This window comes from Bacillus sp. DX4.1, from assembly GCF_030348195.1.
Lineage (GTDB): Bacteria > Bacillota > Bacilli > Bacillales > Bacillaceae_G > Bacillus_A.
In genome coordinates, this window is record NZ_JAUCFT010000006.1 from 109,688 (window position 1) to 128,156 (window position 18,469).

Sequence of the window (18,469 nt, forward strand, 5' to 3'; positions counted from 1 at the left end):
TCACACACCCTTTCTAAAGTAATAGTAACAGTATGTCCAAGATTTATAGATTCATTGCAATTGTCCTTAAGTTTTTGCACCAGAACCTTAAATATTCCCCCTTGTTATATTTAATAGGAATAAATGTGAGGAGAGTAGAAGATGCAAAAATTTTTTTCAGGAAGTTTAGTAGCATTTGCAATACTAACGAGTATGTCTTTTGAACATAACGAAGTTGCAACGAATTCTAAAGAAGAAACTGAAGAGGTAGATTTAATGTCTATCTTGCCATTTGAGTATTAAAAAAGAAACAATTACTAATGATAAACATAATGCCTTAATAATTAATGTCTTTTTCAAAATAAATCCTCTCTAAAATATATTATTTATTTATATCTATTATTGGTTATGCTTTCTTAGTGTTATTCAGATTCGAAAAAGGCGAAACGTCAAGTAACTCCAGAATATACAATAAAGGTTGATTTTAGAGTTACATTTTGTTTGCTTCACTTCTTTTCGGTACTTTGCAACTAGGCCTAGTGACAGCGTAGCTGTTCTTATCTGTCATAAAATATCCGTGAAATGATAATTAATCATATAAGTACAGCTTTGAATACAGAATTTAATAACACTTTAAAAAGAAACATCCCAATTAGGTACACTCTATTGGGATGACGGACTATTTATTGATTTTCCTAAGGTGAAAGTGTCTCAAATGACTTGTACCAAAAGTTAAATTGGAAAATTTTTCAGATGTGGCGGGTTATTCCTTGAATCGTTGCCGTATGCCTTTTAGAGTCATACTATTAGTATGTCCAAGTTTAGGAGACTGCTTGCAGGAATCTTGGAGTTTTTGCACCAGAACCAAAAATGTTAATGCCGTAATTACATAAAGAAAAAGAATCCCTTATGATTTCTGGGATTCTTTTTCTTGTTTAAAGTTTGCTCACACAAATGATCTGCACATCAATTCATTCTTGATATACAGATCATTTGTATGATATTTTTTTACATATAATTGCAATTGCGGAATAATGAACTTACATTACTGCTTTTAAAAGCTCTGCTACGAACGGGATGATTCCACCTAAAAATTTTAAAACTGCCATTGCGATTGCCATATTATTTCCTCCTCTTATTTTGTATAGTAAGATGTTGTAAATCTTTATATCCTTATTATAGTCAGCGTTTACATATATATCAATAAATTTTAATATACAATATTTCATATAATGCAAGCTGGTTTTATTGCTATAATCGAAAAGGGAAATTCTACAGCATTTTTCGATATACCGAAAAACTAATGAGCATGAAAGTTCCAGTAGGTAAAAAGGGAAAAGAATGTTTATCATTCTTTTCCCTCTTTGTATTTTCATGCACCTCACAGGTTCTGTTGCAAAGTTTCCGAAGACATAAAGAGATGGGGAATATTGCGGACCAGTTTTATGAAACTATTAATAATTCATGTAATGCGTTATACGTCGAAAAAACGAAGTTTGGTTGAAGACTTCGCTTTTGTTTGTATATGGCATGAACAGTTTCTATACCTTTAATAGGGTTCTGGTGCAAAAACTTAAGGACAATTGCAATGAATCTATAAATCTTGGACATACTGTTACTATTACTTTAGAAAGGGTGTGTGATTGGTATGGAAAAGGAAAATGTATTCAAATGGAAGCATTATCAGCCTGATATTATTTTGTTAACGGTAAGATGGTACCTACGGTACAACCTTAGTTTTCGTGATTTGGTGGAAATGCTAGAAGAACGGGGTTTATCCATTTCTCATACAACGATTATGCGTTGGGTTCATCAGTATGGTCCTGAATTGGACAAACGAATCCGTCGTCACCTCAAACAAACAAATGACTCTTGGAGAGTCGATGAAACATATATCAAAGTAAAAGGTCAATGGATGTATTTGTATCGTGCTGTTGATTCAAAAGGAAACACAATTGATTTTTTCCTAAACAAAACAAGAGACCAGAAGGCTGCAAAGCGCTTTTTCAAGAAAGCTTTGCGGTCTTTTCATGTTTCAAAGCCACGTGTTATAACAGTCGATAAGAACCCGGCTTATCCTATAGCAATTGAACAGTTGAAAAAAGAAAAAAGCATACCTGATGGTATGCAACTTAGACAACAAAAGTACTTGAATAACATAGTAGAACAAGATCATCGCTTTATAAAGAAGCGAATCCGTTCTATGCTAGGGTTCAAATGTTTTGACACAGCTACATCCATTCTTTCTGGAGTAGAAGCCATGCATATGATTAAAAAAGAACAGCTTGATTTACGGGATCAGTCTGTCCAAAATCAGAAAGAATTCATCCATCAATTGTTTGGACTTGCAGCATAAGATACGATTCCGTTAGGAATATATGCGCTTTATTCTCTTTTATTTTATTTTTGCACCAGAACCATATTTAATAGGAATAGAAATACTTATTTTATCATTTGATGTCAACAAATAATTGTAACAAGGGAACCCCCCATGCCCATCAACTTAAGAAATTGGTAGTTCCCCAAAACCAAAAAAACAAGTTAAATCCCCATAGATAACTATCAGAAAAAGGCATATCTATTTAGGAGACCACTGAAAAAATCCGCATAGTTTAACTAGTAAAAGACAATGTACATGATACTTTCCGTATTTAATTCCATCAACAAAATTAAATTTACAATTAATTAAACACCGTATTATATGATATGATAATATAAGAATATTATGCTTACAGGAGGATTCAAATTGGTTAAAAACTTACCTTTACTAATGGTTATTTTAATAATAGGTGTAAGTTCTTCTACACTAAGTATGAACGGGTACTTTTCTCCAGTTATAGAATGGTCTTTAATGATTATAAGCATTATTTTAAACATTACAGCCGTTATAGGTTTATCACTACACGTCTTTGTATATCAGCCTATGAAAAGGTTTGAAAAAAATTTAAAAGAGACTTTCAAATAAAATAATTATATATTTTACACCATATCAGTTACCATAACCTCACTTACCGGTAGCAAATCAGAAAAAACGGCATCTACATAGATGCCGTTTTTTCTGGTAATTTTTTCGTACATTGATATAAAGCAATTGCACCTAAAATAACAAGTATACCTTCAGGAGCATCTAATAACACAGTTTGCCATGTTCCAGAAATTAGTAATGCATTACCTGTATATCCCTCTATATAGCCAATAGTAAATTGAATTACAGATAAAAAGATATATAAACCTAAACCAATTCGAATCCCTTTTTTATTTGTAAACATATTTATCCCTCACTAATAAATATATATCTTTATATTTAATTATTATAAATATAGTTCAATATTCTGTCAATAAATCTGGAATAAAAGGAATTTTTAAATATCCCCTTATTTCTTTTGGTTATTTTTATCCATAAAGGTATATCAAAAGGTACACCTTTTGATACGTTATAAATTAAGATAAAAAAGTGTTCTCAAATGTCAAAATCTCAATTTTGGAACACTCCTAAAAAACAGATACCTTTAGGTACACATTTTCTCGTTTCAAAGAGCAACCGTTTATAAAGGTATACCTTTTGGAACTACGCAAATTAATGCTAACATAGCATTCCAAAACATCAAAAATATATTTTAGGAACGTTCTTAAAATATCAATACCTTTCGGTACATGTTTGCTTGGGGTTCAGCCGAGATACGTGTAAAAACGGGTCATAGGCTTACTTTTATTTCCAGCAGATGACCCGTTTTATGTTTATACCGGTATATTTTCCTCTACTGGTTGAGGGATGCTTTGTGAATCGATGACATAATCACCAAAACGTTTAATGTGCCTTGTAAGGTATGGACTCAGCATAACAAGATCTTCTCGTGAAAACTTATACCCTTCATTTATGGGGCGAATTTATTAAGCAAACAGAAAAGCTGAAGAGAGCTCTTTTATTTTTGTTCCGCAATCGGGCCATATTCTGGAAAAAGGAAGGGATTTAGATAGGGCATCTAGAAAGCTAAATTCATTCCCCAAAAAGGGCAGTATTTTCGCCCTGCTCGGCTCCAATGGGGCGGGCAAGACAACGGTTGTAGAATAAACGTCTGATGAACACATGGCTCTATGCTAAGTGCAGGACATATCTCGATTCTGATAACCCAGAAAAGGAAGTGAGTCAGATTTTGATTGCCAATATTCATTCTCTTTGATGCATCGAATCCACCTTTTTGACAAAGGGCTTTCAAGCATGAATAACAAAAGAGAATTTGTAGTTTTAAAACAATAGGGCTGATAAAAAAGTAAAAAGAGGGAAACCAAATGAAAAAGATTACAACAGAAGATTTTCGTTCATCAGAAAATGGGAAAAAAAGGAGAGATTCATGATGGGACAAAGTAACAAAGGCTTCTCCGAAACAGGGCTGCACAAAATGCGCAACGTGTTGGCACGACATGTCGATTCCGGGAAGATTCCTGGGGTCGTCGCCTTAGTCAGCCGGAACGGTGAGACGCACGTCGAAGCGCTCGGCACGATGCGCCATGATGGTGGTGCGCCGATGCGCCGGGACACGATCTTTCGGATGGCCTCGACGTCCAAGCCGCTTGCGATTGCGGCGGCAATGATCCTGCTCGACGAGTGCAGGCTGCGGCTGGATGACCTGGTAGAGACGTGGCTACCGGAACTCGCTGACCGGCGGGTGCTGAAGCGGATCGACGGCCCGCTGGACGATACCGTGCCAGCGCGGCGGCCAATCACCGTACGGGACCTGCTGACTTCCACGTTCGGGATCGGCATGGATATTACGTCGCTGGGCACTCCGATCATGAACGCGATCTTCGAGAAGGGGCTTACGCCCGATCTACCGGTGCCGATGCCCGAGCCGGATGAGTGGATGCGCCGCCTTGGCGAGCTTCCGCTGATGCACCAGCCTGGAGAGCGCTGGCAATACCACATCAGCAACGATCTACTCGGCGTGCTCGTCGCCAGGGTCACGGGCCAGTCGTTTGAGACGTTCCTGCGCGAACGCATTTTCGACCCCCTAGGCATGAAGGACACCGGTTTCCACGTGCCCGCCAACAAGATCGACCGGTTGCCGACCCTCTACGCCCCCGACCCGCAGACCGGAGAGTTCATCGTGTGGGATGAGGCCAAGGGGGGACGCTGGAGCCAGCTTCCGGCGTTCCAGGGCGGCGGCGGTGGGCTGGTCTCCACCGTCGACGATTACAACGCGTATTTACGGATGCTGCTGAATCACGGGATGCACGAAAGCGAACGGATCCTGTCCCGGCCCGCCGTCCAGCTGATGACCACCAACCGCCTCACGCCCGAGCAACAAGCCGCTCGAAACGCCATGGCCACCAACAACGTCCATGTGTCATTCGGCCAAGGGCAGCACGGCGGCTGGGGCTTCGGGATGGCGGTGCGCACCTACCGTGGCGACTACGCGCCCATCGGCCAGTTCGGCTGGGACGGCGGAAGCGGCACTACGACCTACGCCGACCCGGACAACCAGCTTACCGGAATCCTGCTTACCCAGGTCGGGCTGTCAGTCCCGAATTCGGCACGGCTTATCCACGACTTCTGGACCATGGTCTACCAGGCAATCGAAGACTGACACCGAGCCCGCGGTTCGTCGTTCGTTTAAAAAAAGGCCGGTGAATTTCATCGACCTTATTGGGGCAGAATCAGGACGTGACGCGGAGTTGGTTGGACGGAGTGGAAGCGGGTATGGCCGCAAGTCCTTGGAGGTCTATTCAAAGCTTGCAATCACCGATGCCCAGCAGGGATATAACGAGTTCATCAATAAATAATTCCCCATTTAATTACATCTACATTGGGGGTGGTGTCAGCTTCGCTGGTACTACCCCCAATAGGGGGCTTAGCTTAACAAGCCAAATTAAAAAGTCGGTTCCTAAGGAATTCGACTTTTTTAGGTTGAATTTCACAATTCGTGTTTCTTTAATACTATTTTTGATATTGTTCGATTTGGAAAAAAAGTAATCCTATGACCCGTTTTTACACGTATCTCGGCTGAACCCCAAGAAAGGTACGCAATACATTCAGTTAGATATGGAGAAGTTGATGAATTCCATGCAGCCAGGACAAACCTATGAAATGACAGATGCTTATGTAGGGATGAGTGACAAAATACAGACTCGTGTTATTGTTCATCGACTTACAGAAGAACAACAAAAAAAACGTCTACAAGATCAAGCTGTTCGAGAGAAAAAGAAAGGAATGACGTATTCTCCTCGCAGCAAACGGCTCAGTGGTATAAATGTGTATATGACAAACACCCCTACAGATATTGTCCCGATGGGACAGGTACATGACTGGTATTCTTTGCGTTGGCAAATCGAAATTTTATTTAAAACGTGGAAGTCATTCTTTCAAATTCATCATTGTAAAAAGATAAAACCAGAACGATTGGAGTGCCATTTATATGGTCAATTGATTGCTATTCTACTCTGTTCTTCTATCATGTTTCAAATGCGCCAATTGCTCCTCATAAAGAAAAAACGAGAGCTTAGTGAGTATAAAGCCATATATATGATTAAAGACTATTTTCTTCTTCTATTCCAAACTATACAAAAAAACACCCAAGAGCTATCAAAGGTGTTACTTCGCCTGTTCAAGCTCCTACAGCAAAACGGACGGAAATCTCATCGATATGAGAAAAAAACGGTCTTTGATGATATATTAGGTGTCGTTTACAATTGTACCCTGTCTGATAATCAAGCCGCTTAATTTAAAAAAGTGAAACCCGTTAGGGCTTATTTCGTATGCAAATCTTTAAATCACCTACACTTGCCCTTTAGAAAAAAGAAACAATCTCGCCTAAAATTGACTTTGCATAAGCTTAGCTTGATAGCGATGGGGTAGCACCACATCGCTATCAAGCTAACAAAACAAAATTCCCCCTAAAATGAAAAAATACGCTATTCTTTCTGTAGAATCATAGGAAAGGATGGCGTTTTTGTATGTCAATTTCTGTATCTGATGAATTACAACTATTTGCTCAAGAAATTCAAAGCTTTTTATCCCCTAATATCTTACGAAATCTTGCTAGAGATGTTGGCTTTGTGCAACGAACAAGTAAGTACCAAGCCAAAGATTTAGTCGCTTTATGTGTATGGATGAGTCAAAATGTCGCTACGACTTCTTTAACTCAGCTATCTAGCTGTTTAGAAGCGTCAACAGAAGTTCTCATCAGTCCTGAGGGACTAAATCAACGATTTAATAAAGCGGCCGTTCAATTTTTGCAACACATATTAGCCGAACTTCTAAACCAAAAATTAGCCTCATTTATACCGATTTCTTCTCCATTCACTTCTGTTTTCAAGCGTATTCGGATCCTGGATTCCACCGCATTTCAACTTCCAGATATCTTTTCATTCGTTTATCCAGGTGCAGGAGGCTGCAGTCATACAGCTGGGATGAAAATTCAACTTGAGTATGACCTGTTAAGCGGACAGTTCCTACATATTCATACAGGTCCAGGTAAACAACATGATCGAACCTACGGTTCTCTGTGTGTCCCAACTATAACAGCGAATGATTTATGTATCCGAGATTTAGGTTATTTTCATTTGAAAGATCTTCAACATATACAAGATAAAAAAGCTTACTATATCTCTCGTATCAAGTCGAATACACGTATTTATCAAAAAAATTCCAACCCTGATTACTTTCAAGATGGAAGAATTAAGAAAGGTACAGAGTATATACAGATAGATATGGAGGTCTTAATGAACTCTCTTCAGCCAGGACAAACATGTGAAATATCCGAAGCCTATGTAGGAATGACTGATAAAGTACCAACTCGTGTGATTGTACATCGACTAACAAAAGAACAACAAAAAAAACGATTACAAGATCAAGCTGTAAGAGAAAAGAAGAAAGGAATGAAGTATTCTCCTCGTAGTAAACGACTCAGTGGTATCAATGTATATATGACAAATACCCCTACAGATATTGTCCCGATGGGACAAGTACATGATTGGTATTCTTTACGTTGGCAAATCGAAATTTTATTTAAAACGTGGAAATCATTCTTTCACATTCATCATTGTAAAAAGATAAAACGAGAACGATTGGAATGCCATTTGTATGGGCAACTGATTGCCATTCTACTCTGTTCCTCTATTATGTTTCAAATGCGGAAGTTACTTCTCATAAAAAAGAAACAAGAGCTGAGTGAATATAAAGCCATATATATGATTAAAGACTATTTTTTTCTTCTGTTTCGAGCAATGCAAAAAGACACCCAAGGATTATCAAAGATTCTTCTTCGTCTGTTTAACCTCCTACAGCGAAACGGACGGAAATCTCATCGATACAAGAAGAAAACAGTCTTTGATATATTAGGTGTCGTTTACAATTGTACCATGTCGGACAATCAAGCAGCTTAATAAAAAAAGTGAAACCCGTTAGGGTTTATTTGATATGCAAAATTCCCAATGATCTACACTGATTTTTAGAAAAAGAAAAAATTTTCTTCTGAAACTGACCTTTCCTAACCTTAGCTTGATAGCGATGGGGTAGCACCAACAAAACGCGGATTCCGTACGCTAAGGCTGAATTACTTGATATAACAGTAAGCGTCAAACTGTCCCCACCTACCAATAGAATCAGTTCCATGTCAAAATCTCCTTACGTACAAGACGGAAAGGAGATTTTTTATGGCTAAAATAGATCAATCAATAGCGTGGAAGAATCGAGTGGACGCTTGTCGTTCCAGTGGTTTAAGCATCCGAAACTCGTAAGAAAAAGAAAGATGTTTATTTAAGTCTTAATGCGTTCGCTTTTACTGTTGGTTATGATTGGTAGGGACATTCTCCATTAATAATTTTTAGGAAAGAGATAAACATTAGAAAAACTGTCAATGAAAATTCATGTAAACCCTCTAAAAAAGTCTTACAATCAAAGCAGAGAGACTTTGGAACGGGAGGCACTAGCCATGAATCGAATTGAACGTGAAGAGAAAACAATTAGCATTATGATTGATATGTATTGTAAAAACGAACATGAACAAGATACTATATGTGAAGAATGTCAGAAGTTAAAAGAGTATGCTTATTTTCGTTTATCAAAATGTCCATTTCAAGAGAAGAAGCCAGCATGTCAAAATTGCAAAATTCATTGTTATAAACCAGATATGAAAGATTTCGTTAAGGATGTTATGAAGAAGAGCGGACCGAAAATGATTTTAAAACATCCATATTTCGCGGTCATGCATGTTGTTGACACAATGAAGAAGGCTCCTGACTTACCGAAAAGAAAAAAGAGCTAAAAGAAAAAACGGGTTGTCTAACAAGCCCGTTTTTTCTTTTATTAACGTAAACGACAAATAGACCTAAAAAATCAATTTTATTATATCTTTAGGTCTATTTGTCGTTTACATATAACAAGGATTTAACAATAGGAGCCAAAAACGGACGTTTAAAGAACTTTATTGAGTTCTAACGAAACTAACAGAAAGATGGTCAAAAACCAGTTCCGAAACTCATTACCAAAAACAAAGTCCCGTAACAAGCATTAAGTATCGTTTATGGAACTTTCTTAACGTACGGTAAAACCAAGTTTTTGAACTTAGGTATTCCTTAGCGTACGAAATTCGCGAAATGTTGGCGAGACCCCATCGCCATCAAGCTAAGATTTTAAAGTACCCCTAAACGGAAATTTTGTGTTTTTTATAGTAACGAAGTTCATTTTTATCGTTTTTTGGGCAACCTGTTCTGTTAGATTGATAGGCAAGGGGTGGGCCCCCTTTTTGTAATGATTTATTACTTGTAAGGGGCTTGGGATGGGCTTATAAGGGACCATTCAGTGTGAATTGAAAAAATTATCTACCATTTTTATGTGTCGTTCTATTAAAAAATCCAAATTTGGCCAATTTAATGCGATAAAATCTGGTCAAAGATAATGAAATTCTAAGAACAATAAGGTACACTAGTCAATGGCTTTAGTTTAAAATCTATTGACGTTGATGTATACGGAGGAAAGATTGATGAACAACAATACAATAAATGAGTCAGTTGAAGAAGTTGATAAAAAACGAGTAGGATCAAGCAAACGTTTTACAAATTGGAAGCTTATCGCAGCGGGTGGCGGTATAATTGCACTTCTCATTGGGGGAATGAGTTATTATCAGGTAACCCACTTCAATTCAAATGTTACGATTAATGACACAAAAGTCGCTGGTCTGACCGCTGATCAAGCAATACAGAAATTAAAAACATCTGGACTAGAAAACAAAGTCTATGTCGGTCAACAACAAATTTTAGATGAAAAAGATACGCAAACGGAACTTACGGAAAAAGATTTGCCTCAAGTTAAGAAACTATTAAAAAGCCAGTGGACATTTTTCCCTTCCTCAAAGGAAAAAAAATATTCACTGCTACCGGAAAAGGCGGATCAGTATCGTAGCGAAACGATGAAAAAACTTGTAGAGGAAAAGCTCGTCTCTATGAATAAAAAATTAAAAGCGCCTCAAGATGCTATGGCGAAGCTCGAACAAGGAAAAGTTGTTATCTCGAAAAGCGTTGACGGAGAACAGTATGACGTTACTAGTCTATTGAAAGATTACGACAAGCAGAAGTATAAAAGCGAAATTCATCTGAAATCTGCATACATACAGCCTATTAAAGAAGATAATCCGATTGTCAAAAAAGAGGAGAAAGCACTACAGGATCTTCTTCAACAGTCCGTTGATTATAAGGTACAGAATGAAGTTTATCCTTTAAAAGCGAAAGATTTAATTCAAAATGCCTCTATGTCAAAGGATATGAAAGTTACAATCGATGCGAGCGACATTAAGAATAAGATTGCTGGAATTAATAATACTAAATCAACATTAAATAAAGACTTCACATTTAAAACACATTCTGGTTCGGTCATATCAGTAAAAGGACAAGGCTATGGCTGGGCACTGGATGTTGAAAAAGAAACAAAGCAAGTCCAACAAGCCTTTGAAAAAGGCGAAAAATCGCTTTCTGCTTCTAATATTCACGGAAATGGCTGGAGTAATGAAGGCATCGGTTATGAAACAACATCGAATAATGGCATCGGAGACACGTATGCGGAAGTTTCAATTGCAGAGCAACAAATTTGGATTTACAAAGATGGAAAATTAGCAGTCACAACAAATGTAGTAACTGGTAAACATAGCACGAGTGAAGATACATCATCAGGTGTGTGGTACGTCCTTTATAAACGATCACCGTACACACTCAAAGGCAGCGCAGTAGGTAAACCTGATTATTCCGTTAAAGTAGATTACTGGGCTCCGTTCACAAATAGCGGCCAAGGATTCCACGATGCCGGCTGGCGAACAAACTGGGCAAATAATGCTTATTTAACGGGGGGATCGGGCGGATGTGTTAACCTTCCTCCTAGTATTGCTAAAACTGTGTATGATAATTTAAGCACTTATGAACCGGTTATCGTGTACTAGTAAATAGCAATCTCACGTGAAGCGATGTATGTATCAAGAACTTAAATTTATAAAAAAAGCAGGAAATCGCGAGTGATTTTCTGCTTCTTTTTTATTATTTATGCTATGCATTTCTCGTGTGCGGGGTGGAAAAACAGTTATATACGTTAACGTAAATACATAAAGTCATAAAATCATAATTTCATGGCTTGTAAAAAAAGAGCATTACGTGGTGAGTTGTTAAAAAGAAAATAGCCTAATAGGGGTCACCATACATCGCTATCAAGCTAAGGTTATAAAGTACTCCCCTAAAGGAAAATTTTTATCTATCTACAATCATTTATAACAATTCAGTTCATTTTTTTCGTTTTGGAGAACAAAGAATTTCTTAAGTTGATGGCGATGGGGTTCAGCCAAGATACATGTAATTTTGGGTCGTAGTCTGTATTTTATTTCCATTATCAGAATTCGGTGTAACAAAAAGGTGGTTTACTATTAATGTTACGAATTATTTTTGATACAGTATTTTGTTACAGCCAGTTCAATGATTGGGATATTTCATATTTTCAAATACAAAGGGTAACTTAGCACAAATAGGCACTTACAGCAAAATGAATAATTGGGTAAAAGAAGGAATACTTTTGTATTTTAAAGAATTTTATACCTATTAAATATTTAATAAGTAAGGGGCTTACTGCCAGTTAATATAAGTTTTGCTACTAAAAAAGGAGGTAAATTAGAGTCGATAATGAAAAAAGAAACAAACTTTAACTCACCGTTGAAACCGAATGCACAAAATAGAAATCTAGTTTCAACAATTACACATTTCCCTAGTACCTACGTGATTTTTATTTTTGGCTTACTGATTTCCAGGATGGGTGATTCCCTTTATACGTTTGCTCTTCCTTGGATTGCCTATAAGTTAACTGGATCAGCAATAATTATGAGTTCACTTTTTGCTATCGGTGTGTTACCTATTGTTTTGTTTGGTCCAATCGTAGGAGTAGTAGTGGATCGTTTTGATCGGCGGAAATTAATGTGGGTTGCTGATTTAGGATGTATTATTTTAGTAGCCTTAATTCCTATCCTGTATAACTTGAACGTACTTCAACTCTGGCATCTATATGTTGTTTCTTTTATTTTAGCCGTACTATCGATGTTATTTGACGTAGCGACTATTACAGTAATTCCACGAATCGCAGGTCAATCGTTAACAAGAGCCAATTCCGCATACCAAATGGTTAATCAAATTGCTAGTTTAACAGGACCCGCATTAGCCGGCATTATAATTGCTATAATAGGTGGGATTAATGCCCTCTGGATAAATGCTATCTCTTTTATAGCTACTCTAGTTGCTGTATTACTATTGCCGAAATTAGAAAAGAAGAAACCCACAGATAGAGCAAGAACACTATTGCACACTATAAGGAATGATATGAAAGAAGGGCTTAAATGGTTAATGAATGATCGTCTTAACATTGCTTTATCTCTTCAAGCAATGGTGGGAAACTTTGGCGCTAGCGCTGTATTAGGTGGGCTTATGTATTATTTGCTTTCTACATTAAATCTATCTGCTGAAGAAAGTGGGATTAATTATACTTTAATCGGGGTGGGTGGTCTTTTAGGAAGTATCATTGTTATTCCACTTGAACGACGCTTTCGAAGGGGAATCCTTATTCCAATCCTTCTTGGTGTGGGAGCAATTGGATTGACCTATGCAATATGGAGTGAATATTGGCTTGCGCCGGGCATTTCATTTGGTATTGCTATGATTTGTAATATAGCTTGGAATACTATTGTAGCATCCGTCCGGCAGGAAACAGTACCCACTGATATGCAGGGAAGAGTTTTAGGATTTTCACGTGTACTTACTCGTTTGGCTATGCCATTAGGAGCACTAGGAGGTGGATTAATTGCCGATTTTAATCCGGTTGCAATATTTATTTTGGCATCAACTACAAAGATCATTGAAGTTATTATCGCGCTTACTAGTCCCATTCATAAACTATGAGCAAAAGTGCTTCTTCATTAATGACTTTCTTACTAATAAAAAAACTAATAATGTGTGATGAATCTCTGATTTCCCTTTTCAAAAATAGAATATTCAAGATTTTTCATTACATAAAATAGATTAATATGAATTAATATCATTCGATTGGAGATAATTCAAATAACTAACTAAACAAAAATCCAATTTCCTGTACGCTAAGGAAATTGGATTTTTGTTTATCGTGAGGTAATTATTTTTACCTAAAAAACTAATGATGGAAATATAATACAGCTTATGACCTGAAATTATACGTATCTCGGCTGAACCCCTTTTAGCCTTGTTTTAAATTGTGTTGCATATAAAAGTAGGCTATTTTGAGTAAATTGTGTTGCGTTAGCAACCGATTTGAATAGTTTTTCTCGTTTTAATGCAACACAAATGACATTGTGTTGTATTAATCGTTCTTATTGCTTTTAGAATTAAGTAGTTTTATGTTGAAATTAGTTTAATGGACTATGTAAAAAGAGAGGAAGTTACTACAATGATACAAAAAAATCAGAACCTCAAAAAAGAAGAAGAAGTTGTACAGTCATTTGTAGCAATAAATAAAGAAATTATAAAATTTACAAATCAAAATGCCTCTTGTTTAGGATTAACAGTACAACAAATGGGAATCTTAAACACAATTTATGGAATTCCTAATATTACTCTTAAAAGTATTTCAGAACGACTTTCAGTCCCTAAAAGTACAGTCAGTGTAAATGTGGATGAATTAGTTAATCTAGGATTAATCGAACGAAAGCCCTCATCAGAAGATCGTAGAGAGATAAAATTAAAAGTAACAACGAAAGGTCAAGAAACATCAAAAAAATCTATTGAAAATTCTACTTCCTATAAAGCTATGTCATTAGCATTAGAACAACTTCAGGAAACAGAAATTCAAACATTATTACGTATTCATAAAAACTTATTAAATTCTCTACAGCAATTTAATTAATTTATACAAACTATATTTTTACGTTTAAAAATCTAAATTCTTTACGTCTTTTAAATATTAAAGAGCCGCTTTACTCTTAACAGGGTAAAATGCGGCTCTTTTCTTATCCAAATTTGCTTAGCGTGGTTTTTTTCCGAAATGCTGACGGTACCCCATGTCCATCAAGCTAATATTTTGAAGTACCCCCAGAACGAAAGTTTTTATCTCTCTACAGTTATTTATATGAACGCAGCTCATTTTTTCGTTTTGGAGAACAATGAATTTCTTAATTAGATGGCGATGAGGTCACTATCTAATTAAAAAAATTGTACGCTAAGTGTAGGTGTTAAAAAAAGTTTGATCATTTTATTTAATATATCTTTTTTTGTCCCGTAGATAAATCAGTTGTACTGAAGTATCCATTTCTCATATCTACTTTGCCTTCTAGGTCTAATTAATCTTTTATAAGAAGAAAACGTGGCAAATATGTAATTTTCCATATCTGAGCCACGTTTTTATCCTATTGCAGTTTTTACACTAATCGTTTCCGTACCCCTACAAAGGTACAGGGAGCTTAATGCCATAACGTTGCTATACAATTGTAAGTCAATGTAGTTGCTAGAGTATTATACAGTGGAAATTCACATGGAAATCATAGAGCTACAATCACAGGCTAAATATGAAAAAAAGCTTCCTTATGAAGACTGTTTCATCCTTATGTATCCTGTGAGGATATCCATTATAAAACCCTAAAATCTTTAATACTTTCTCCAAGAATATAGTGTGAAAACCACATCAAATTCTGCTTCATAATAGCCACATTAATTCCTGGCTGGTCAGAACTATATGCCATTCCTTTAAATATAATTAATTCTGTATCAACTTCCATATCCCTTAATCCTTGATATAGCTCATATGCATTTGGAGTTGGAACTCTTGCATCCTTTTCGCCATGTTGGATTAAGGTGGGAGTACAGGCTGATTTAATATATATCATTGGTGATGTTTTAGTATATATCTCTGGATCATTCCATGGATTATTTCCTAAATACATCCTAATAAAGTAAGGTATATCTGTATTTACATAATGGGTACTCCAATTAGTAATTCCACCTCCAACTGAAATAGCTTTAAATCTACTACTAAATGTAGAACAGAAAGCTGATATATATCCCCCGTTGCTCCATCCCATAACCCCTACTCTATCTTTATCTGCAATCCCTTTGTCAACTAGTTTATCCACTCCAGATATAACATCATCGTAGTTAGCGATTCCCAGTTTTCTATAGTTTGCTTTTAAGAATTCATTACCATAACCAGAACTTCCCCTGTAGTTTGGTTCTAAAACTATAAAGCCTTTTTCGATAAACTGTTCAATAGGATATTTCTCATTAAAACAGTCTGAAAATATTGGAAAGGATGCCCAAGCCGGACCACCATGGATTACCACTAATAAGGGATATTTTTTATTTGCGTCAAACTCTACTGGGGTTGATAAAACACCCTCTATTTCAAGACCATCACTACTTTGCCATGAGATTATTTCCCTGTTACTTTTAAGCTTTCCTTTGAAAAAGCTATTTTCATTCGTTATTTTTTTATCGTCTAAATAGATTTCAAAGGTTTCATTTGTTATAGCCTTATTATAGGATATATGATTTCCATCCCTTGTTATAGAAGCATCCATTATAAAGCTATCTACTTTTTCGCTTAACATTTCCACAGTGCCATCCTCAGATAGCAACCCAATAAGATAATTAGTTTTATTCTGCCATCTAATTAAAATTCCTTTAGCTGTCCACCGTAATGGAATAACCGTACTATCAAAATCTGTTAAAGGTTGAATTAGCTCTCCATTATTAATATCATATATCTCTAATGTACTGTCTTGTATATGGGTCTTATAGTAATCCTTCTCCCTTATGCTTGCTGAGTAACATATTTTGCTGCCTTCAGGAGAAAAGCAAACGCTCCCTCCCAACAACTTATCTATATTCATCTTTTGTAGCTCTCCAGCTTTAATATCTAGTATGTATAGATCTCCATTAATATAATCTCCCATATTTGGGCTTGGTGTAGCCATAAATACAACCTTTTTCCCATCATTTGAAATATCAAATTCATGGATATGAAAATCCTTCCCATCAGTTAGTTGATAAACAACGCTATTTTCGTGTTCATCTTTATCCTTACCAGCACTATCAGAATTTTCCGGGTGTTCATATTTATCATTTTGTATCACTTTTTCTATTTCAATGTAATATAAACAATTATTCTGGTATTCCTTACCTATATGATGGAAATTTCCATATAGTTCCTTACGTTTCTTTATCACCTCAGATTCTTTTGACTGTGCAACATAATAAAAACCCTTGCCAGTAGACTCCCATTTGAATTTACTGACCCCTTCTTTCTCATCAGTAATTTGAACCCCACTATAACCATCTATTGACTTAACAAAGATCTGATTTTTCTTATTATCCCCGTGACCAACTGGGCTAAGGTATGCGATATCCCTAGAATCTGGAGACCATAATGGGTATGTACTATCTATATCCCTAGTTGTTAATGGGTAACTCTGCCCCTTATCTTTTTCATATATCCATACATGATTCCTATATTTATTGTCTTTCCAGTTAGCTGTCTTCTTGACAAATGCTACGTTTTTGCCATCATCACTTATGTTTGTACCTGATAAGGTTGGTAATGAAATAATCTCTTCTATACTTAGATATGTTTTTTCATTCATTTTCATTAATAAACCCCCTCGTAATGTCTAGTAATCTAATTTGTTCAATAAAACCTCTGCCCTATGCTGAACCCCTTTAGAACTGTGTTTAGCTTTCACCACTGTAATACCTTGACCTTCAATGCTTTTCAATGACTTACTTGTCCAAGTTCCACTATCATTCACAAGATTTATAAGCAGTCGATCATAAATAGTTTTCCATTCACGAATTTCAAACGATGATAATATTAACATCGACAAAGAGCGATTTTCCCGTTCAATTTCAAACTTCTCTAACACACGTTCTTCTAATAGCTTATCTTTCATTTTGATAGTATGAGCGACTTCAAATACACCTTGTCCTTTATCAACTGTTAATAAAAAGTCCGTTGTCATAACAATTGGATCGCCTGTTTTTGGATCAGCTGGGTGTTTAATCCCAAGCTCTTCAGCAATGACAATCGTCTCTTCTTGTGGTAATAAAGGAAATTGTTCACGAATATCTAAAATAACATCAGAAAATTCAGTTAAATAAAAGTAGTTCCGTTCCAAATCCGATAAAAACTCATGTTGTCTGGCGGTCTTTATACCTTTTAATCTTGTTGACCTAGATAATCATATCCAAAGGAGTAAAGCTTCGCAACTTTTTTATAAACGTCGCGACTTTATTTTAAACTTCGGTAAACGTAAAGTAACTCCAAAATATACAATAAAAGTTGATTTTGGAGTTATTTTTTGTTTGCTTCACTTTTTTTCGGTACTCTGCAACTAGATGGTAAATCCATTGACCACGGCAAGACTTTATCAATTTCCTCTTTATTGTTTAAATCGATGTTGGGAAGCGTTTCAAACAAATAACGAAGATAATGATAGGGACTTAGATTATTCTCTTTTGCGGTTTCAACCACACTTTACATGATGGCACTTCCTCTAGCACCTCGCGATGTATTTGAGAGCATCCAATTTTTTCTCCCGATTACAAACGGTTTAATAGAACGTTCACTTCTGTTGTTATCAATTTCTAAATGACCGTCTAATAAAAAAGCTTCAAGATGATTCCATTGATTCAAACAATAAGTGATGGCCTTTCCTAGAGCGCTTTTGGGTAGAACACGATCTTTCTGTTCATGAAGCCATGCCGAAAAAAGGTCCAGAATGGGCCTGCTTTTTTCAAGTCGCTGCTCATATCGCTCGGTAGGGTTGACATGTTTGAGCTTCATCAATCTCTAAACCGTTATTCCATTGATATATAAAGGATACTAGTATTAAAAGTATAACAAATCCTGCAACATATCTTACTGTTTCTCGCGTCTTTGTGTCATTCGTTCTCAAAATCATATTCATCCCTCTTTTTTATTTAATTAATAATTTTTTTGATTTAAATAGCCGAT

The 18,469-nt window shown here is 36.3% G+C and carries 14 protein-coding genes and 4 pseudogenes; 10 read left to right on the forward strand and 8 right to left on the reverse strand.

Features of this window, described 5'->3' with window-relative positions; translation table 11 throughout:
* Positions 1–141 precede the first annotated feature (141 nt).
* Positions 142–282 carry a hypothetical protein gene (locus tag QUF99_RS00715; RefSeq protein ID WP_289368087.1) on the forward strand — a complete coding sequence of 47 codons (141 nt, stop codon included), beginning with the start codon at positions 142–144 and terminating at the stop codon, positions 280–282.
* Positions 283–1,019: 737 nt separating this feature from the next.
* Here the strand turns inward: QUF99_RS00715 and QUF99_RS28620 are convergent.
* Together QUF99_RS28620 and QUF99_RS00725 are read right to left on the reverse strand one after the other, a co-directional pair.
* Positions 1,020–1,331, reverse strand: coding sequence for a hypothetical protein (locus QUF99_RS28620; protein ID WP_289368089.1), 312 nt, complete (start codon positions 1,329–1,331; stop codon positions 1,020–1,022).
* Positions 1,332–1,422: 91 nt separating this feature from the next.
* Positions 1,423–1,533 (reverse strand): annotated as a pseudogene (locus tag QUF99_RS00725) (IS6 family transposase); the annotation flags it as partial.
* A 94-nt stretch (positions 1,534–1,627) separates the two neighbouring features.
* On the opposite strand from QUF99_RS00725, the gene QUF99_RS00730 reads away from it, so the two are divergent.
* Positions 1,628–2,335, forward strand: coding sequence for an IS6 family transposase (locus tag QUF99_RS00730; protein WP_002187387.1), 708 nt, complete (start codon positions 1,628–1,630; stop codon positions 2,333–2,335).
* A 390-nt stretch (positions 2,336–2,725) separates the two neighbouring features.
* Entirely contained in the window at positions 2,726–2,944 is a 219-nt protein-coding gene (locus tag QUF99_RS00735; protein ID WP_289368090.1) for a hypothetical protein, read from the forward strand.
* A gap of 73 nt (positions 2,945–3,017) precedes the next feature.
* Here QUF99_RS00735 and QUF99_RS00740 read toward each other — a convergent pair whose 3' ends face one another.
* A complete protein-coding gene (locus QUF99_RS00740) occupies positions 3,018–3,248 on the reverse strand; it encodes a DUF3937 family protein (RefSeq protein WP_289368092.1) in 231 nt (76 codons plus the stop codon).
* A 1,086-nt stretch (positions 3,249–4,334) separates the two neighbouring features.
* Between QUF99_RS00740 and QUF99_RS00745 the strand changes: the two genes are divergently transcribed.
* From QUF99_RS00745 to QUF99_RS00755, 3 genes and pseudogenes are all read left to right on the forward strand, one after another.
* Positions 4,335–5,564, forward strand: coding sequence for a serine hydrolase domain-containing protein (locus QUF99_RS00745; protein WP_289368094.1), 1,230 nt, complete (start codon positions 4,335–4,337; stop codon positions 5,562–5,564).
* Positions 5,565–5,986: 422 nt separating this feature from the next.
* Positions 5,987–6,697: pseudogene (locus QUF99_RS00750) on the forward strand (IS4 family transposase); the annotation flags it as partial.
* Between the two features lie 233 nt (positions 6,698–6,930).
* Positions 6,931–8,361 (forward strand): IS4 family transposase, encoded by a 1,431-nt coding sequence (locus QUF99_RS00755; RefSeq protein WP_289368096.1) that lies wholly within the window; start codon positions 6,931–6,933, stop codon positions 8,359–8,361.
* Positions 8,362–8,386: 25 nt separating this feature from the next.
* Here the strand turns inward: QUF99_RS00755 and QUF99_RS00760 are convergent, their stop codons facing one another.
* Positions 8,387–8,590 carry a hypothetical protein gene (locus tag QUF99_RS00760; RefSeq protein ID WP_289368098.1) on the reverse strand — a complete coding sequence of 68 codons (204 nt, stop codon included), beginning with the start codon at positions 8,588–8,590 and terminating at the stop codon, positions 8,387–8,389.
* A gap of 244 nt (positions 8,591–8,834) precedes the next feature.
* Between QUF99_RS00760 and QUF99_RS00765 the strand changes: the two genes are divergently transcribed.
* The 4 genes from QUF99_RS00765 to QUF99_RS00780 all read left to right on the forward strand — a co-directional run bounded on the left by QUF99_RS00765 (position 8,835) and on the right by QUF99_RS00780 (position 14,371).
* Entirely contained in the window at positions 8,835–9,242 is a 408-nt protein-coding gene (locus QUF99_RS00765) for a nitrous oxide-stimulated promoter family protein (protein WP_006097186.1), read from the forward strand.
* Between the two features lie 717 nt (positions 9,243–9,959).
* Positions 9,960–11,405, forward strand: coding sequence for a L,D-transpeptidase family protein (locus QUF99_RS00770; RefSeq protein WP_289368100.1), 1,446 nt, complete (start codon positions 9,960–9,962; stop codon positions 11,403–11,405).
* A gap of 727 nt (positions 11,406–12,132) precedes the next feature.
* The gene (locus QUF99_RS00775) at positions 12,133–13,395 is read left to right on the forward strand and encodes an MFS transporter (protein ID WP_289368101.1); all 1,263 of its coding nucleotides are present in this window, start codon (positions 12,133–12,135) and stop codon (positions 13,393–13,395) included.
* Between the two features lie 520 nt (positions 13,396–13,915).
* Positions 13,916–14,371 (forward strand): MarR family winged helix-turn-helix transcriptional regulator, encoded by a 456-nt coding sequence (locus QUF99_RS00780; protein WP_289368103.1) that lies wholly within the window; start codon positions 13,916–13,918, stop codon positions 14,369–14,371.
* 718 nt (positions 14,372–15,089) lie between these two features.
* On the opposite strand, the gene QUF99_RS00785 is transcribed toward QUF99_RS00780, so the two are convergent.
* The 4 genes and pseudogenes from QUF99_RS00785 to QUF99_RS00800 all read right to left on the reverse strand — a co-directional run bounded on the left by QUF99_RS00785 (position 15,090) and on the right by QUF99_RS00800 (position 18,416).
* The gene (locus QUF99_RS00785; RefSeq protein ID WP_289368105.1) at positions 15,090–17,105 is read right to left on the reverse strand and encodes a S9 family peptidase; all 2,016 of its coding nucleotides are present in this window, start codon (positions 17,103–17,105) and stop codon (positions 15,090–15,092) included.
* 21 nt (positions 17,106–17,126) lie between these two features.
* A pseudogene (locus QUF99_RS00790) lies at positions 17,127–17,687 on the reverse strand (Tn7-like element transposition protein TnsE); the annotation flags it as partial.
* Between the two features lie 119 nt (positions 17,688–17,806).
* Positions 17,807–18,295 (reverse strand): annotated as a pseudogene (locus QUF99_RS00795) (IS66 family transposase); the annotation flags it as partial.
* A complete protein-coding gene (locus QUF99_RS00800) occupies positions 18,261–18,416 on the reverse strand; it encodes a hypothetical protein (protein ID WP_289368386.1) in 156 nt (51 codons plus the stop codon). The gene QUF99_RS00800 and the pseudogene QUF99_RS00795, both read right to left, overlap by 35 nt.
* Positions 18,417–18,469 lie beyond the last annotated feature (53 nt).